Annotated in this window: 18 protein-coding genes; 7 read left to right on the forward strand and 11 right to left on the reverse strand. The window is 66.4% G+C overall.

All coding sequences use genetic code 11. From position 1 onward, the window contains the following. Positions 1–213: 213 nt before the first annotated feature. The 3 genes from RN629_RS17190 to RN629_RS17200 form a co-directional block, all read right to left on the reverse strand. Positions 214–1170: a GAF domain-containing protein gene (locus RN629_RS17190; protein ID WP_407036337.1), complete on the reverse strand. Its 957-nt coding sequence runs from the start codon at positions 1168–1170 to the stop codon at positions 214–216. Positions 1171–1286: 116 nt separating this feature from the next. Beyond that, positions 1287–2903: a S10 family peptidase gene (locus RN629_RS17195; protein WP_407036353.1), complete on the reverse strand. Its 1617-nt coding sequence runs from the start codon at positions 2901–2903 to the stop codon at positions 1287–1289. Positions 2904–3088: 185 nt separating this feature from the next. Further along, positions 3089–5674, reverse strand: a complete 2586-nt coding sequence (locus RN629_RS17200; RefSeq protein ID WP_407036338.1) for a M1 family metallopeptidase — start codon at positions 5672–5674, stop codon at positions 3089–3091. A gap of 140 nt (positions 5675–5814) precedes the next feature. On the opposite strand from RN629_RS17200, the gene RN629_RS17205 reads away from it, so the two are divergent. Further along, positions 5815–6774: an NAD(P)H-dependent flavin oxidoreductase gene (locus RN629_RS17205; RefSeq protein ID WP_407036339.1), complete on the forward strand. Its 960-nt coding sequence runs from the start codon at positions 5815–5817 to the stop codon at positions 6772–6774. Here RN629_RS17205 and RN629_RS17210 read toward each other — a convergent pair. Next, complete coding sequence (locus tag RN629_RS17210) at positions 6771–7232, reverse strand: DUF1465 family protein (RefSeq protein WP_407036340.1); 462 nt, start codon at positions 7230–7232, stop codon at positions 6771–6773. The genes RN629_RS17205 and RN629_RS17210 overlap by 4 nt on opposite strands. Positions 7233–7306: 74 nt before the next feature. Further along, positions 7307–7504 (reverse strand): YdcH family protein, encoded by a 198-nt coding sequence (locus RN629_RS17215; protein ID WP_407036341.1) that lies wholly within the window; start codon positions 7502–7504, stop codon positions 7307–7309. Positions 7505–7718: 214 nt separating this feature from the next. Here RN629_RS17215 and RN629_RS17220 point away from each other — a divergent pair, with 214 nt between their 5' ends. Beyond that, positions 7719–7874: a YdcH family protein gene (locus tag RN629_RS17220; protein WP_407036342.1), complete on the forward strand. Its 156-nt coding sequence runs from the start codon at positions 7719–7721 to the stop codon at positions 7872–7874. A 93-nt stretch (positions 7875–7967) separates the two neighbouring features. On the opposite strand, the gene RN629_RS17225 is transcribed toward RN629_RS17220, so the two are convergent. The 5 genes from RN629_RS17225 to RN629_RS17245 all read right to left on the reverse strand — a co-directional run bounded on the left by RN629_RS17225 (position 7968) and on the right by RN629_RS17245 (position 10532). Further along, positions 7968–8372, reverse strand: coding sequence for a PilZ domain-containing protein (locus tag RN629_RS17225; RefSeq protein WP_407036343.1), 405 nt, complete (start codon positions 8370–8372; stop codon positions 7968–7970). 209 nt (positions 8373–8581) lie between these two features. Continuing rightward, on the reverse strand, positions 8582–9043 hold the full coding sequence (gene dksA, locus RN629_RS17230) for an RNA polymerase-binding protein DksA (RefSeq protein WP_407036344.1): 462 nt from the start codon (positions 9041–9043) through the stop codon (positions 8582–8584). Positions 9044–9465: 422 nt separating this feature from the next. Beyond that, positions 9466–9606, reverse strand: coding sequence for a hypothetical protein (locus RN629_RS17235; protein ID WP_407036345.1), 141 nt, complete (start codon positions 9604–9606; stop codon positions 9466–9468). Between the two features lie 398 nt (positions 9607–10004). After that, on the reverse strand, positions 10005–10265 hold the full coding sequence (locus tag RN629_RS17240) for a hypothetical protein (protein ID WP_407036346.1): 261 nt from the start codon (positions 10263–10265) through the stop codon (positions 10005–10007). Positions 10266–10292: 27 nt separating this feature from the next. Beyond that, positions 10293–10532 carry a baeRF12 domain-containing protein gene (locus RN629_RS17245; protein WP_407036347.1) on the reverse strand — a complete coding sequence of 80 codons (240 nt, stop codon included), beginning with the start codon at positions 10530–10532 and terminating at the stop codon, positions 10293–10295. A 293-nt stretch (positions 10533–10825) separates the two neighbouring features. On the opposite strand from RN629_RS17245, the gene serS reads away from it, so the two are divergent. The 5 genes from serS to tyrS all read left to right on the forward strand — a co-directional run bounded on the left by serS (position 10826) and on the right by tyrS (position 16057). Then, positions 10826–12103, forward strand: a complete 1278-nt coding sequence (serS, locus tag RN629_RS17250) for a serine--tRNA ligase (protein ID WP_407036348.1) — start codon at positions 10826–10828, stop codon at positions 12101–12103. Further along, positions 12103–12867: a 5'/3'-nucleotidase SurE gene (surE, locus tag RN629_RS17255; protein WP_407036349.1), complete on the forward strand. Its 765-nt coding sequence runs from the start codon at positions 12103–12105 to the stop codon at positions 12865–12867. Before serS ends, surE begins: the two co-directional genes overlap by 1 nt. Before the next feature lie 57 nt (positions 12868–12924). Then, entirely contained in the window at positions 12925–14079 is a 1155-nt protein-coding gene (locus RN629_RS17260) for a peptidoglycan DD-metalloendopeptidase family protein (RefSeq protein WP_407036354.1), read from the forward strand. Positions 14080–14192: 113 nt separating this feature from the next. Beyond that, the gene (locus RN629_RS17265; RefSeq protein ID WP_407036350.1) at positions 14193–14720 is read left to right on the forward strand and encodes a hypothetical protein; all 528 of its coding nucleotides are present in this window, start codon (positions 14193–14195) and stop codon (positions 14718–14720) included. Positions 14721–14830: 110 nt separating this feature from the next. Further along, complete coding sequence (gene tyrS, locus RN629_RS17270; RefSeq protein WP_407036351.1) at positions 14831–16057, forward strand: tyrosine--tRNA ligase; 1227 nt, start codon at positions 14831–14833, stop codon at positions 16055–16057. 257 nt (positions 16058–16314) lie between these two features. Here tyrS and RN629_RS17275 read toward each other — a convergent pair whose 3' ends face one another. Next, positions 16315–16755 (reverse strand): DMT family transporter, encoded by a 441-nt coding sequence (locus RN629_RS17275; protein WP_407036352.1) that lies wholly within the window; start codon positions 16753–16755, stop codon positions 16315–16317. Positions 16756–16890 lie beyond the last annotated feature (135 nt).

Below are 16890 nucleotides of genomic sequence, written 5' to 3' on the forward strand. Positions count from 1 at the left end.
GATAACCCGCGATCCGCTCCCATTGCTCGTCCGTCAGCGTCCGTCTGCTCAAGGCCTGGCTCCTTCACCAACCTTGAATCAGAACTCTCGCCTCATGGAAATCCTGCAAATGCAGACGCACCCTAGATCGGGAAGAGCATGACAGATACACGGCGATGACTTTGTCTCACTACAGAGACAGCATCGCCACCTGATCGGTCGGCCCCCGATCTGTCAGGCGTTGAGGCCGACCCGCGCCATGCGCCGGTAGAAGGTCGCGCGCCCAATGCCGAGCAGCCGCGCGGCGCGACTGGCATTGCCGCCCGCCTGCGCCAGCGCCTGGCGCAGCACGGTGCGATCGGCACCCTCGAACGATGGCACCGCGCCTTCGCCCAACACCTGGTTCAGCGCGCGCGGCGTCGCCAAGGCCGAATCGCCAAGCCCCAGGCGCAGCCGTGCCGCGCGACTGGCCCCGACGACCAGATCGTCGCGATCAACCGCCAGCAGCGCGGTGCCGGTCGCCGTATCGTCCGACAGGAAGACGATGCGCCGTCCCGCGAAATGGCGGCAGAAGAAATCACGCTCGATCTTGCGCGCCGCATCCCGGACCAGCGCGGCGATAATCTCGCCCATCGCCGGGCCATGGTCTTCCCGACAACTGGACACATCGAGCGCCGCGGCCAGCCTGCCGTGCGGATCGTGGATCGGCGCATCCATGCAGCTGATCTCGACATTGCGCGCGGCGAAATGCTGATCGCGGTGGATGATGACCGGCTGATCCTCATAAAGGCAGGTGCCGATGCCGTTGGTGCCCTCCGCCGCCTCGCTCCAGCGCGCGCCGGCGACCAGCCCCGCCTGACCGAAATCCTGAACATCGCCGTCATGCACGCGCCGTTCGAGGATCACACCGTGCGAATCGCTGAAGATCACGGCGCAGCCCGATCGCCCGACCGAGCGGAACAACTGATCCAGCACGGGGGTCACGACCGACAGCATCATGCCATGTTCGGCACGCAGATTGACCAGATCACGATCGCCGATCCGCTCGCGCGGATCGCAACGCTCGGGGTCCAGCCGGTGATTGAGCGCGGATCGGCACCAGGAGGCGGCGATCGCCGACACGGCCGCGCCGCTGGGCGAACGAACGACGTCCAGAACCCTGTCGCTATGCCGAACGCTCATCGCGCCCATCCGCCTCTCTCCTTCGCCGAAAAGACTGACGCTTTTTCGCAAGGCTAGTCGGCGGCGAGACGCTTGTCGAGCCTGGGGAGGCGGGATCGACCATCCCCGCCCCCATGGTTATCCGATCAGGTGCCGGATCGCTTGCCGCGCTGGCCCGACGGCGGCACCGGCGGCGTCGCGGATTTCGCATCGCTGATCGCTTCGTCATACCAGCGCGACAGATCGGCCTTCATCTGGTGCAGCGCGTCGGGATTGAGATAGGTCATGTGCCCCGCCGGATAATAAGCGAAACGCAGATTCGCCTGCTGCGCCGGCTCCAGCATCATATGGCCCAGATCATTCTCGGTCCCGAAGAACGGCGTCGCCATATCGTAATAGCCGTTCATCGACAGCACTTTCAGATACGGGTTGGCCCGCATCGCCGCCGCCAGGTCGATCGCGGTGTTCGGATTATTCTGCCCGCCATCCGGCGCCTTGTGCCGCCAGTTCCACGTCCAGCCCGCCGCGTCGCGCGCGGACAGGCGGTAGGGCAATTCGGTCCTGTAGCCGAGCGTCGATTGCAGATAATCCTGAAACGACGCGATATAGGCGCCCGAGATCGCATCGGAGGACGCATCCGTCTCTGGCGCCTCGCCCGCCGCGTCGGCGTCGACTCCCAGATATCGCGAATCGAACCGGCCCACCGTCCGCGCCGAACCGCGCAACAGTTCTTTCTGGAAACGCGGCAGGTCGATACGCAGATTGGCACGCTTGATGAAGTCGGGCGACAGGCCGATCAACCGGCTCATCTGCTCGGCAACACGGTCGCGCTCCTCCGGCGAAATAGTCTGTCCCTTGGCCAGGGCGGACATATAGGGCCCGACGGCAAAGGCGCGCGCCTGCGCCACCACGGTCGCGACATCGGCGGGGCGATCGGCCAGGCGATTATGATACCAGGCGGTGGCCGCATAGCTGGGCAGATAATTCAGGTAGACCTGGTCGAGCCCCGGCTGGCGATAGCCGTAATTCATGATCGAACTGAGCAGCACCACGCCGTTCAGCGCCATGCCGCGCTCCTTCAACTGATAGGCCAGCGCGCCCGAGCGCAGCGTACCATAGCTTTCGCCGAGCAGGAATTTGGGGCTCATCCAGCGGCCATATTTTGTGACATAGCGCTGGATCGCTTTGGCGAAGACGTCGACATCCTCGTCGACGCCATAGAACTGCGCGGGCTTCATATCGCCCAGCGGCCGCGAATAGCCCGACCCGATCGCGTCGAGAAATACCAGATCGGTCTTGTCGAGCAGCGAATCCGGGTTCGGCCCGACATCATAGGGCGCGGGCCGCACGAATTCGGGGCTGGTCGTGCGGATACGGATCGGCGCGAACGACCCCATCCGCAGCCACAGCGACGGCGATCCCGGCCCGCCATTGTACAGAAAGGTGATCGGGCGCCGGGTCCCCGGCTTCGTTCCGTCCAGCGTGTAGGCGGTGTAGAACATCGACGCGGTCGGCTTGCCCTCGATATCGCGTACGGTCAGCGTGCCGGCAGAGGCCATATAGGCATAGGTGCGGCCGTCGATCGTGACACTGTCCCGGTGCCGGACCTCGCTCTCATCCAGCGGCGCGCGCGCCCAGGCGGCCTCCGCCTCGGCCTTCGCCGCTTCGGCATGCGATCCCGCCCTCTTATCGTCTTCATCCTGCGCGGCGAGCGGAGCGGTCAGGACGGTGGCGGACAGCAGGAGAACAAGGCTTTTGCGGATCACGAAATACTCTCTGTTCAAGGACGGACGGGTTATGGTTCCGCGTTTTGGCGGCCCGGACAAGCTGCCGCAAAGGGGAATATCCCGGCCCCGCTGCCCCCCGGAAGATCGGCAGCCCGAGACCCATGACCGGGCCGGACCCGAGCCTTGTCGGAGTCCGGCCGAGGACAGGCGAATATCCGCCGTCAGCGTGACAGCCAGTTCTCGACCGCGGGCTTCAACCGTTCGGCGACCGCCTTGCGCACTGCGATCTGCGCGATCGAGCGCTTGGCCCCGCCGCGCGATCCTTCGGGCAGATTGGCGTCGGCAAAGGCCTGGATCTTGCCGGGCATCGCCGGATCGTTCGATCCCGCGCCCAGCCCGACGATGAAGGTCGCGCGGTTGCTTTCCTCCAGGAAGCTGTCGACCAGCGTCTTGTTGGCCACCGCCCAGTCGAACGCCATGTCGGGATGCGCGCCCGCGATCGCCCGCAACAGGGCCGCGCGCTGGGGCGGGGTAAACGTGTTTCCTTTCAGCAGGCCGAGCGCCCGGCGCGCCGCGCTTTCGTCCCGCGCATAGCCCAGCAGCGTGACATAGCGGTTCTTGACCACCGGGTTGCGCTCCGCCTTGGCAAGATCCAGCAGCTTGTCCCATTCGGCGGGCGTCGCCTGGGTCGCATAGGTCGACAGGATCGGTTGCCGGATCGCCGCGGGAATTGCCTCCGGGTTCTTGGCCAGCGCCCCGACATAGCCGCGCGCACGGGCCGCGACCATCACGTCGCCGGTCGCACCGAGGCTGCCGATCAGTTGCTCACGCAGGTTGGTCACGCGCGCGCTTTCGCCCGGCTGCGCCTCGAACCCCACCCGCGCGAGAACCGGCGACAGCATCGCCGCCAGCCGGGCGCGGACCCGCTGTTCCAGCGGCGTCTTTTCATAAAGACCGTCGAGGCGTCCGAGTTCGCCGACCACCGTCTGCCACTCCAGCGGATCGGCCTCGGGCTTCACCTGCGCCATCAGCTCGAACCAGCGGCCCAGATCCTGATAGCCGCCCGCCGCCAGCGCGTAATCGTCGCTCAACGTGCCCAGACGATCGCGCAGCCCCAGCTTGCCATAGTCGCGCACGATCGCGTCATGCCCGGCCTTGTCATACAGGACGCGGGTATAGGATCCCTTGTCCTGGTTCAGGACCAATGTGCCGCAACCGCCGACCGTCACGTTGGTCGGGGCCGCGCCGGTGACGATCGCATTGGCCTGCCCGCCGCCGATCGTCGCCAGACGGATCGGCACATGCCAGGTCTGCGGTGCCTTCGACGCATCATCCAGCCCGAACCGGCTCTGGACAAGGGTGGCGATCGTCCTGCCCCCTTCGCACCGGGTGCCGGACAGGGTGACGAGCGGCACGCCGCCCTGCAGCGTGAAGTCGTCGGCGATCTGCGCGACCGGCACGCCCGACGCCTTGGACAATTCCTCCCACAGCTGGTGGGTCACCGTGTTCTGATACTTATATTTGGCCATATAGGCCCGGATTCCCTTGCGGAACGTGTCGGGGCCCAGCATCGATTCAAGCATGCCGATCACGGCCTGCCCCTTCAGATAGGTGATGCTGTCGAACGCCTCGCCGATCTGATCCACCGTATCGATCTTGCGGATGATCGGATGGGTCGCCGCCGTCGCGTCGATGCCCATGGCGGATTCGCGCTCGCCCGACACCAGCGCGGCGCCCGATTCCCAGGACGGGTTCAGGTCGTTGCTCGCCTTGCCTTCCATCCACGACGCAAAGCCCTCGTTCAGCCAGAGGTCGTCCCACCAGCGGGGCGTGACCAGATCGCCGAACCACTGATGCGCCATTTCATGCGCGACGACGGTGTGGATGCGCTGGCGATTGCTCTCGGTCGCGACCTTGGGATTGAAGAGCAGTTCGTTCTCGAAATAGAAGATCGCGCCCCAATTCTCCATCGCGCCGAAGAACTGGCTGGAGCCCGGCCCCGCGATCATGTCCATCTTGGGCAGCGGATAGGGCGTCCCGAAATAGTCATTATAATAGGCCAGCAGCCTGGAGGCCGAACCGAGCGCATAATCGCCCTGATCGACCACGCCCTTGCGGCTGACCACGCCGATCTGCACGCCATTGGCGTCCACCGTCTTGCGGTCGAGGTCGCCCGAGCCGAAATAGAGCAGGTAGCTCGACATCACCGGCGTCTCGCCGAAACGATAGAGTTGCGTCCCGTCGCTCTGGGCCGTCACCGAGGCGACCGGCATGTTGGAGATCGCCATCTGCCCCTTGGGAGCGGTGGCGGACAGGCGGAACCTGGCCTTGAACGCGGGTTCGTCCCACATCGGCGCGAACCGGCGGGCATCGGGGGCCTCGAACTGCGTCGCCAGCATCCGCGACTGGCTGCCATCGTCATTGCTATAGTCGATCGCGAACAGGCCATTGGCCGAGCGGTTGATCGTGCCCGTCCAGGCAAAGCCCACCTTGTGCCGTCCCACCGACGCCGGCTGCGGCAGGGTCAGCGTCACGGTCTGCGCCGCCTTGTCGAGCGCGAAGGACACCGGCTGGCCGTCAAAGGTCGCTTGCGTGATCTTCAGGTCGGCCGCGTTCAGGACGATGGTCGCAGTCGCCTGTCGCACGTCGACATCCACCATTTCCTCACCGGCAAAGCTCATCGCCTTGGCGTCGGGGCGCACGGTGATGTCATAGAGCAGCGGCGCCACCGTCTGCGGCAACTGCCCCGCCGCCAGCGCCGGGGTGGAGACGGTCAGGGCGAGCAGGACCGAAAGGGCGGACTTCATCGCGATCAAAGCCTTTCAACTGGAAGTGGTGCGATCTGTACGCCGCTCGCGCCGCAAAGCAAATGACCCGCATGTCACACCATCTCATCCGCGAGGACCATCATGCTGGACAGGCTTTCCGTTTACGTTATCGTCAAGCCATGAGCCTGCCCGCCCCCCTGAGTCGCCTGGCGCTGCCCGTCATCGGGTCGCCCCTGTTCATCATCTCCAATCCTGATCTGGTGATCGCCCAGTGCAAGGCCGGGATCGTGGGCTCCTTCCCCGCGCTCAACGCGCGTCCCGCCAGCCTGCTCGACGAATGGCTGCACCGGATCACCGAGGAACTGGCGGCGCATGATCGCGCGCATCCCGATCGCCCGGCCGCGCCCTTCGCGGTCAACCAGATCGTCCACCGTTCCAACGACCGCCTGGAGGCGGACCTGGCGGTGTGCGCCAAGTGGAAAGTGCCGCTCGTCATCACCTCGCTCGGCGCGCGCGACGACGTGAATGCGGGCGTCCATGGCTGGGGCGGCATCACGCTGCACGACGTGATCGACGACCGTTTTGCGCGCAAGGCGGTGGAAAAAGGCGCTGACGGCCTGATTGCGGTGGCGACCGGCGCGGGGGGCCATGGGGGACGGCTGTCCCCCTTCGCGCTGGTGCAGGAAATCCGGCAATGGTTCGACGGGCCGCTGGCGCTGGCGGGCGCGATCGCCACCGGCGATGCGATCCTGGCGGCGCAGGCGATGGGCGCCGACCTCGCCTATATCGGCTCCCCCTTCATCGCCACCATCGAAGCCAATGCCGCCGCCGCCTATAAGCAGGCGGTGGTCGAGGGACGCGCGAGCGACATCGTCTATTCCAGCCTGTTCACCGGCATCCACGGCAATTATCTGCGCGCGTCGATCGTGGCGGCAGGACTCGACCCCGATCACCTGCCGGAGGGCGAGGCCGCCAAGATGGATTTCGGCGGCGGACAGGCGGCAAAAGCTTGGCGTGACATCTGGGGCGCGGGTCAGGGCATCGGCGCGATCGACGCGATCGAACCCGCCGCCGCGCGCATCGCGACGCTGGCCCGGCAATATGAAGCCGCGCGCCAGCGGCTGCTGCGCGCCGGTTAGAAAACGCCGTTCAGGCGCGCCTGCAACGCCTGCACCGGGCCCATATCGGGCACCACGGCATCCGCCATGGCGTCGATCCGCGCGACCCGGCGGTGCAGGTCCAGACTGGCATGGACCAGCCGCTGCGCGCGATCGGGCAACAGCCGGATCGCCGCATCCTCGCTGTCCGGCGAAAGGCCGAGCCGTCGAACCGGATCGCACGCCTCCTGCCAGGCGAGTTCGCCTGCCTCGACCGCGCGCTGGGTCAGGATCCAGGCGATGACATGCATCAGGCGCGTCGTCACCTTGAGCGATTCGCAGGAAAAGGCCACGCGGGTCGGCGGATCGAGATCCTCGCGGTCGCGCCGTCCGCCCTGATCGAAATAGGCCCGCGCCGCCTCGGCCAGGCTCATCGCCTCACGGTACAGGCCATCGACGATCCGGGTCTGGAAATAGCGCTCGGAGGCATCGTCGGTCATGTCCCCATCGCTGGCACGGCGGCGTGAAGGGCGGCAAGCCCCTCAGCACGCACCATCGTCCCGATACGGATCGCTCAGGCGATGATGTCGGGAATCAGCCGATCCTCCAGTTCGGCAAGTTCGTCGCGCAGCCGCAGCTTGCGCCGCTTCAGACGGGCAATCTGCAACTGGTCGGGCACCGCGAGTTGCGACAGGGCGGCGATCGCGTCGTCCAGGTCGCGATGCTCGATCCGCAACATGTCGATCCGCGCCTTCGCCTGCGTGACGTCCATCCTGCCCCCATCTTCAGTCGATCGGCCTGTCGGCAGGATCGATACCCTGCCCGCCAGCCCCCTTAGCAAGCCCGTCACGCCGCGACGAGGGGTGGTGCACGTCATCGCGTCAATTCGCTCGGCTGGCCGATTTTCATGAAAATGAGGGGGGACAGACAGCCGATTTGGTGTTCTACTTCATCCCCCATAACGACGTACAGGAGGTTGAAGCCCTATGCATACGGCGCATCAAACGGCCCTGGAGACCAGGCACGCGACGCTCGATCGGCGAATCAATGCCGAGTCGCAACGTCCCGTCCCCGACGCGTTGGTATTGGCCGAGCTGAAAAAACAAAAGCTCAGACTCAAGGAGACGTTGCAGGGGCTCTAACCCTGTCCGGCCGCGCGGGTCAGCCGACCCGCCGCGGCCCTTTCGAGCCCTGGCAACTAAGGTCCCCCGCCGCCCCTGGGCCGGCGTCAACGATCAGAAATTGAACGGCTTCACTTTCACGTCGACGGCCGGCTTGGCATAGTCCGGCGTCCTGGCTCCACCGCCTACAGGCTTGCGAACCAGCTTGGGATCGATCGGCCGGTCGAACGCGACGCCGACACGCCCCTGCGTACACCATGCGACACGGCCCAACACCGGGCCGATCCCCCGCAGGTCGAAGGTGATCGCCGAGCCGATCTCCACGGGATCGCCAAGTTCGGCCATCAAGCCACCTTCGGAGATATTGCGGACCCGCACGTCCCGCGGCGGACCGCCATCGCCCAAGGTGACGGCTGCCATGAGCAGCAGACTGTCACGCTTTTGCGTCCGGTTGCCATGACCCGCTTCGTCGTCCTGCCGATGGTTCCCGTTATCGGGCTCGCGGTTCAACGCTTCCATATCGATATCCGTGCGGCCCCATCTCTGTCTCGCGCGACTCTCGCAGTAACCGCCACATCGTTACCATGGGTTTAACGCGCGACAGCCAGCGCACGATCCGCGCCATCCTGCCTTTACGCCATGGCAAAGGCCCCGAACGCTGTCGAGGCCAGGATCGGGACCATGTCGCGAAAAAGCCATGTCCTGGCGCGTTCGCGACACGCCGGCCATCAATCGTCGCGCGATACCTTCTCGTTGCGCTCGTGCCGCTCCTGTGCCTCGACCGTCATCGTCGCGATCGGTCGCGCCTCCAACCGGCCCAGGCTGATCGGCTCGCCGGTCACTTCGCAATAGCCATATTCGCCTTCCTCCAGGCGACGCAGCGCGGCGTCGATCTTGGAGATCAGCTTGCGCTGGCGATCACGGGTGCGCAGTTCGATCGACCAGTCGGTTTCGCTCGACGCCCGGTCGGTCAGATCCGGTTCACGCAGGGAATCGACCTGCAATTGCGACAGCGTCCCCTGCGCCTCGCGCTGGATCGCATCCTTCCACTGAATCAGCTTGCGGCGGAAATAAGCCTGCTGCTTCGCGTTCATAAAGGGTTCGTCCGCGCTCGGGCGGTAATTCTCGTCAAGATCGTTGGCCACATCCGGGCCGATGGAATCCGTCACGCGATTAATCACCGTCGCCATACCACTCTCCCAAAGGGCCCGTCGGTGCGACGTTCGGCACCGCGTCCTCGGGGCCGCCCCCTGATGGTCGTGACGGCCTATAATCGGAGCCACCGCCTGCCGCAAGCGACCGGCATTTCATCGTGTTCATCTTTTATATAATAATATTACGAAATGAATGGCCGATGGATGAAACAGGCCCGAACAATCGGCTTTCCGCACCCGAATCTCGAAAACATCGTCAAACACCTGGGAATGCAGCATGCGATTCTGCCGCTGCCTTCTAAACACTCCGCGAATCCCGATACAGTACGGTCGGGCCAAGATCGCGCTTGGCGATTAATGATTTTTTGGTCACTGTCATGACACTGGAAAGTGGCAGGTGCCGTTGGGACGGCCGGACGGCATCGTCGTCGCGTTGCATTGTGTAAGGATCCGAGATGTCAGTGCGAATGGCCTTGGCGAAGCTGGCCGCCTGCGCTGTGGGTGGCGCCGTAGTCGGCGGCGGTGCCGTGCATATGGTGGAAAGCCCCAAGCGCCCCACCATCGTCAAACAGACGAAGGTGAAGAAGCGGATCGTTCATCGCCCTCCTCCGAAGCGGACCAAGCGCGTCGTCGTTCGGCGTACGACCACGACCACGCCAGCCCCGGTCGTCGTGACCGTCACGACCCAGTCCCCGCCCCTGCCCATTCCCCTGCCGCCCGCCGCGCCGCCCATCACCAGCGATGGCGGCTATGTCCCGTCCGTGATCGGCGGCTGGGGCGGTGGCTGGGGAGGCTGGGGCGGCGGCTGGGGTTTCGCAGGCAGCAGCGGGTACCCGTCGTCGACCAGCAGCGGAGACCCACCCTCATCCCCACCGGCGTCCAGCGCTTCCGGGTCGAGCGGCAGCAGCGGCAGCGGCAGCAGTAGTAGCGCCAGCGGCAGCAGTAGCGCCAGCGGCAGCAGTAGCGGGACCTCGTCCGGCGATGGCGCGTCCAGCAGCTACGGGTCGAGCAGCACCGGCTGGTCCTCCAATGGATCGTCGGCCAGTTCGGCATCATCGGCGTCCAGCAACTCCTCCGCCAGCAGCAGTTCCTCCGCGAGCAGCGGCTCGTCCTCGAGCGGTGGGGACGATCCGCCGCCTACCCCAGTGCCCGCTCCGCCGATGGTGCTTCTGTTCGGTGCGGCCGCAGCGGCTTTGGTCGTGCGCCGCCGTCTGGCAAGCCGGTCGCGATCGACATAGACGGCCCGCCCGGCGCTCATCGCACCGGACGGCCCAGTCGTCAGACCTTATTGCAGCGCGGCTGCGATATCCGGCACCATATGGTCGGTCAGGTCCTTGGCCAACTCCGCCACCAGCCGGTCCGATACCTCCTTGTGATAATGCTTGCGGAGTTCTCCCGGCATCCTGCGTGCGGCGACGATGACAAGCGACTCCAACTCGTCCGCCAACGCTCTTTGCCGCAGCATCGCGGCGGTTTCGGCGGCGAAGCGGTCCTCCGCCGGCTGGTGATGGTCCGCCTCGCCCATCGATCCAGACGCAGGAGCGAACTGCGCGCCACGCCCGCCGCCGCCCCGGCGCTATCAGTCTTCTGGTCACGATCCGCCGGATCGGGCTGCTCGACCGCATGTTCGACCGTCAGATTCGCGTATGCGCCCGCCTCGTTACGGCAGAACAGCCTCTTGCGGCCATCGCCGACCAGCACGACGATGTTCTACGGCACCGGCATCGCATTTCCCCTTGTCTTTGCAGGGCAGGCCGATCACGCGGGCGGTTCGCCACGGGTTGCGTGACGGCTGGGCGAAGGCCATAGCCTCGCCCCATGCACGACATTCGCCTGATCCGGGACAATCCCGCCGCCTTCGACGCCGCGCTCGCCAAGCGGGGCGCCGCCCCCCAGGCCGAGCCTCTGATCGCGATCGACCAGCGCCGCCGGGCCTCGATCGAAGAGGCGCAGGCGGTACAGACCCGCCGCAACGAATTGTCCAAGCTGATCGGCCAGGCCAAGGCCGCCGGCGATCACGACCGAGCCCAGGCGCTGATGGACGAGGTCGCCAACCTGAAGGCACGGCTGCCCGAACTGGAGGAGCAGGAGCGCGCGATCGATGCGGAGCTGACCGCTGCACTCGCCGCGATCCCCAACCTGCCCGCCCAGGACGTTCCCCAGGGGGCGGACGAGGATGACAATCAGCTGGTCCACAGCAGGGGCGAGCCGACCACCTTCACCTTCACCGCGCGCGAACATGATGCGATCGGTCCCGCGCTCGGCATGGATTTCGAGGCGGGTGTCGCGCTGTCGGGTGCGCGCTTCACGCTGCTGCGCGGCCCTGTCGCCCGGCTGTCGCGCGCCCTGGGCCAGTTCATGCTCGATCGCATGACCGAGACGCACGGCTTCGAACTGGTGCAGCCGCCGCTCCTCGTGCGCGACGAAGCCGTGTTCGGCACCGGGCAATTGCCCAAATTCGCCGAGGATCTGTTCCGCACCACCGATGGCCGCTGGCTGATCCCCACCGCCGAGGTCTCGTTGACCAACATGGTGCGCGAGGCGATCGTGAGCGAGGCGGAACTGCCGCTGCGCTTCACCGCGCTGACGCCCTGCTTCCGGTCCGAGGCGGGCGCGGCGGGCCGCGACACGCGCGGGCTGATCCGCCAGCATCAGTTCGACAAGGTGGAGATGGTGTCGATCACCACCCCCGACCAGTCGGATGCCGAGCATGAGTGGATGACCGCCGCCGCCGAAAGCGTGCTGGAGGCGCTCGGCCTGCCCTATCGCCGGATGCTGCTCTGCACCGGCGACATGGGCTTCTCCGCCGCGCGGACCTACGACCTGGAGGTATGGTTGCCCGGACAGGCGCGCTATCGTGAGATTTCGTCCTGCTCGACCTGCACCGATTTCCAGGCGCGCCGGATGAACGCGCGCTACCGTCCGACCGAGAGCAAGGGGACGCGCTTCGTCCATACGCTCAACGGTTCGGGCCTGGCGGTCGGCCGGACGCTGGTCGCGGTGATGGAGAATTACCAGCAGGCCGACGGATCGGTGGTCATCCCCGAGGCGCTGCGCCCCTATCTGGGCGGGCAAGCGGTGATCGATCCGCGCTGATGCGCATCCTGCTGACCAACGACGACGGCTATCACGCGCCGGGCCTCGCCGCGCTGGAGCGGATCGCAGCGACCTTGTCGGACGATGTCTGGATCGTCGCACCGGCCGAGGATCAGTCGGGGACCAGCCGCTCGCTGACGCTGACCCGGCCGATGCGGCTGCGCCGGTTCGGCGAGCGACGCTTTGCGGTCACGGGGACGCCGACCGATTCGGTGCTGATGGCGTTGGGGGAGGTCATGGCCGATCGCAAACCCGACCTGATCCTGTCGGGGGTCAATCGCGGGGCCAATCTGGGCGAAGACGTGTTCTATTCCGGGACAGTCTCTGCCGCGATGGAAGGCGCACTGGCGGGCATCCGCTCGATCGCGCTCAGCCAGCGTTACCCGCAGCAGGGAGTCGGCGATGCGGTGTCCTTCGCCACGGCGGAGGCGTGGGGAGAACGGGTGCTGCGCCCGCTGCTCGACCAGGATTTCGGACCGCGCACGCTGGTCAACATCAACTTCCCTCCTCTCGCGCCGGAAGACGTATGCGGCATCCGCATCACCCGCCAGGGCCTGCGCGATTATGGTCGGGCAAAGCTTGAACGGCGATGCGACCCGCGCGGCTATGACTATTACTGGCTGGCGCTGGGCCGGTTGCCGCATCAGCCGGGCGACGACACTGATCTGGACGCCATCGCCGACGGTCATATCTCCGTCACGCCGCTGCATCTCGATCTTACGCATCACGCATCGCTTGCTATGCTCGACGCGGCGTATCGCTGAACCGAGCCGGGGGAAATGCGTGTGAGACGGACGTTCGGGATCATCTGTACCGGCCTGATGGTGACGGGATGCATTCCCAATATGGATGGGCCGGTCCCGACATCGCATCCCGCGCCCGCTCCGCTGCCTGTGCCGAGCCGCGTCCCCTCGACTGTCCCTTCCCGGCCGGAACCGGCGCCGGTGCCCCGCAAACCGGCGACGCGCCCGCCCATCCGGCGCACGACACCGCTGCATCTCGATCCGATCCAGGAGACACCGGCCCAGGACAGCAACGGCACCGGCGCACCGATCTCATCCCTGCCCGCGCCGCGCCCCTCCTGGGAAATCCGCCCGGTCACGCCGGACGCGCGCGAGGTCACCGCATCGACCTATATCGTGCGGCCCGGCGACAGCCTGCAGCGTGTGGCGGATCAGACCGGTGCGGGGCTGGACGCCATCGCCCGCGCCAATGACCTGGCCAGGCCCTATCGCATCCTCGCGGGCCAGCGGCTGACCATCCCGGGCGGCCGGTTCCATCTCGTCCGTTCGGGCGAAACCGGAATCGCCATCGCGCGGGCCTATGGGGTGCCCTGGTCGCGGATCATCGAAGCCAACGCGCTCACCGAACCCTATGTGCTGCGTGCGGGACAGCGAGTCCTGATCCCGGGCTCGTCGGTCGACGCCCCCGCCACCAGTGTTGCGGAACGAGCGGCCGCCTTCACGCTCGACGTCGACTCGATCCTGACCGGCGGCGAACCCGCGCTGGCCAGCAACCAGGCCCCGTCCAGGCCCAGCCCGACCCCGCGCCGCGTCCTGCCCCCAACGGCGGTGGTCGCCGCCCCCGCACGGCTCAGTTCGGGCTTTTCCTGGCCGATCGAGGGGCATGTGCTGAAACGGTTCGGCGCGGGATCGAGCGGCGAGCGCAATGACGGCATCAAGATCGGCGCGCCCATCGGCACCCCGATCAGGGCCGCCGCCGACGGGGTCGTCGCCTATGTCGGCGACGGCATCGCCGCGCTGGGCGGGCTGGTGATCGTCAAGCATGGCGATGGCTGGACCAGCGTCTATGGCCATGCCTCCAAATTGCTCGTCCAGCGCGGGCAGAGCGTGAAGCGTGGCCAGACACTGGCCCTGTCGGGACAAAGCGGCTTCGCCGATCGGCCCGAACTGCATTTCGAGTTGCGCAAGGGGCGTCAGCCCGTCGATCCGCTTCGCCAGTTGCCCGCCCGCTGACATACCTGCCCTGACTTCCTGAACGTTCCCTAACAGCCCGTTCAGGATTCGGAACGCCCCGCACTGTCATAGGTTGACCGCGAACAGGAGCCTTCGCTCCAGGGAATTGGCCTATGAAGACGATGTTTCATGCTCTGGCCACGATCGGGCTGTCCGTCATGGGCATTGCTGCGACCACGACCTTGCCGGTCGCGAGTGCGCAGGCCCAGTTCTGGCACGACGAGGGACCGCGGGACGATCGCGATCGCCGGGAATGGCGGGACGATCTGCGAGACTGGCGCGGCGATCGCGGCGACTGGCGCAACGACCGGCGGGACTGGCGTGGCAATCGCGGAGACTGGCGGGACGACCGGCGGGACTGGCGCGATGATCGCGGTGGATGGCGGGATGACCGCCGCGACTGGCGCGGCCACCGCGATGGATGGCGCGACGATCGGCCGGGCTGGGGCGACGATGACGGCTGGCGCGGGGGTGACTGGCGCGCCCGTCGCGACGCGCGCATCGCACGCGAATATGATCGCGCCCGCCGGACGCCCGGCTATGTCGACCCGCGCTCGCAGGGCGACCAGACCAATTATACCGGGCCGGGCTATCGTCCCTGCACCTATGTCGAGCGGAACGGGCGCACTGTCTGCCGCTGATGACGCCATCGGGGCGGGGCACGGTCATCGGCCTTGACCCCGCCCCTCGGCGTGTGCGCTCCTTGCCGGAGGGTGACGAACGCCGATCGGTGGTGTAACGCCCCGCGATTATGACCTATCAATCCGATCTGCTTCGCACCCTGAACGACCGGGGCTATGTCCACCAGATGACGGACGCCGCCGCATTCGACCGGCTGGCCGCGACGCAGGTTGTTCCGGGCTATATCGGCTTCGACCCGACCGCGCCTTCGCTCCATGTCGGCAGCCTGGTGCAGATCATGCTGTTGCGCCGGTTGCAGCAGACCGGGCACAAGCCGATCGTCCTGATGGGGGGCGGCACGGGCAAGATCGGCGATCCCAGTTTCAAGGACGAGGCCCGCAAGCTGCTTGCCGAAGATGGGGTCCAGGCCAATGTCGCCTCGATCAAGCGCATCTTCGAGCGTTTCCTGACCTTTGGCGACGGTCCCACCGATGCGATGATGGTCGACAATGCCGACTGGCTCGACGCGCTGGAATATATTCCCTTCCTGCGCGAGGTCGGCCAGCATTTCTCGGTCAACCGGATGCTGTCGTTCGACTCGGTAAAGCTGCGACTCGACCGTGAGCAGTCGCTCAGCTTCCTCGAATTCAACTACATGATCCTTCAGGCCTATGACTTTCGCGAACTGGCAAAGCGTCATGGCTGCCGACTGCAGATGGGCGGCTCGGACCAGTGGGGCAATATCGTCAACGGCATCGAACTGGCCCGGCGCATGGATGGAACCGAGGTGTTCGGCGTGACGACACCGCTCATCACCACGGCGGACGGCGGCAAGATGGGCAAGACCATGGCCGGCGCGGTCTGGCTGCATGAGGATCAATTGCCGCATTTCGATTACTGGCAGTTCTGGCGCAACACCGACGACCGCGACGTGGGCCGCTTCCTGCGATTGTTCACCGACCTGCCGCTGGACGAGATCGCCCGCCTCGAAACGCTGGAAGGCGCCGAGATCAACGAGGCCAAGAAGATCCTCGCCAACGAGGCGACCGCCATGTGCCGTGGGCGCGCGGCGGCGGACGAAGCCTCCGAAACCGCGCGTCGGACCTTCGAGGAGGGTTCGACCGGGGCGGCGCTGCCGAGCTTTGCGGTGGCGGGAGGATCGATCGGCATCGTCGATGCGCTGATCGGGCTGGGCTTCGCCAAGTCGAAGGGCGAGGCGCGGCGGCTGATCGCGGGCGGCGGCGCGCGGGTCGACGGCGAGAAGGTGGCGGACGAGAATGTCGTGATCGCCGTTGGGGCTGAGGCGGTGAAGTTGTCGTCGGGCAAGAAGAATCACGGGCTGCTGACGGCGGGGTGATTGGCCTTCGACTTCGCTCAGGCGGAACGGGGGTTTGGGCCAGTCGCCTTCGATAAGGCCACCTCCCCGGCGGAGGCCGGGGCCCAGTTTCTACGCAGTTGGCGAACGGTCCTGACCGCGTCCGGCAGCGTCGCCATTGGGCCGTTACGTTAGCCGCCTGCAACTGGGCCCCGGCCTTCGCCGGGGAAGAACTTGATCATAGGGTTACTACGCACACTCTCCGCTCGGCCTGAGCGAGATCGAAGGCCGCGCCCAGACTAACCCCGCCGCACCAGCACCGCGCCCGCGATCACCAGCGCGACACCGGCGAACTTGCCGATGGTAACGGGCTCGACGCGCACCCCGAACAAGCCGAAATGATCGACGATCAGCGCCATCGCCAACTGGCTGGCAATGGCGGCGGTCAGCGCGACCGAAATGCCGAGGCGCGGGGCAGCATAGGCCAGCACCGCGACGAACCCCGCCCCGTAAAAGCCACCCAGCCACGCCCAGCCGGGCGCGCCCTTCAGCGCCGCCGGGGACGTCCGGTCCATCGCGGCCCAGACCACCGCCAGCGTCGCGGTTCCGATCAGGAACGAGGTCAGCGCCGCCAGCACCACCGACCCCGATGTCTTGGCCAAGGCGGCATTGGTCGGCGGCTGGATCGCCAAACCGATCCCGGCGATCAGCACGAGGATGAGAGGAAAGATCGCCGCCATATCACCTACCCCCCTGTCTGATGTGATGCTGGTATGAAGGTGTTGCGGAAGGGAGCCCGTCCCCCCCGAGGGTCTGGAGCCCGATAGGGAGCAAGGGCCCCTTCCGCGTTGGTCACAACCCTGAACAGTTGCTTG

It is taken from the genome of Facivitalis istanbulensis (assembly GCF_040560405.1).
Lineage (GTDB): Bacteria > Pseudomonadota > Alphaproteobacteria > Sphingomonadales > Sphingomonadaceae > Sphingomonas > Sphingomonas istanbulensis.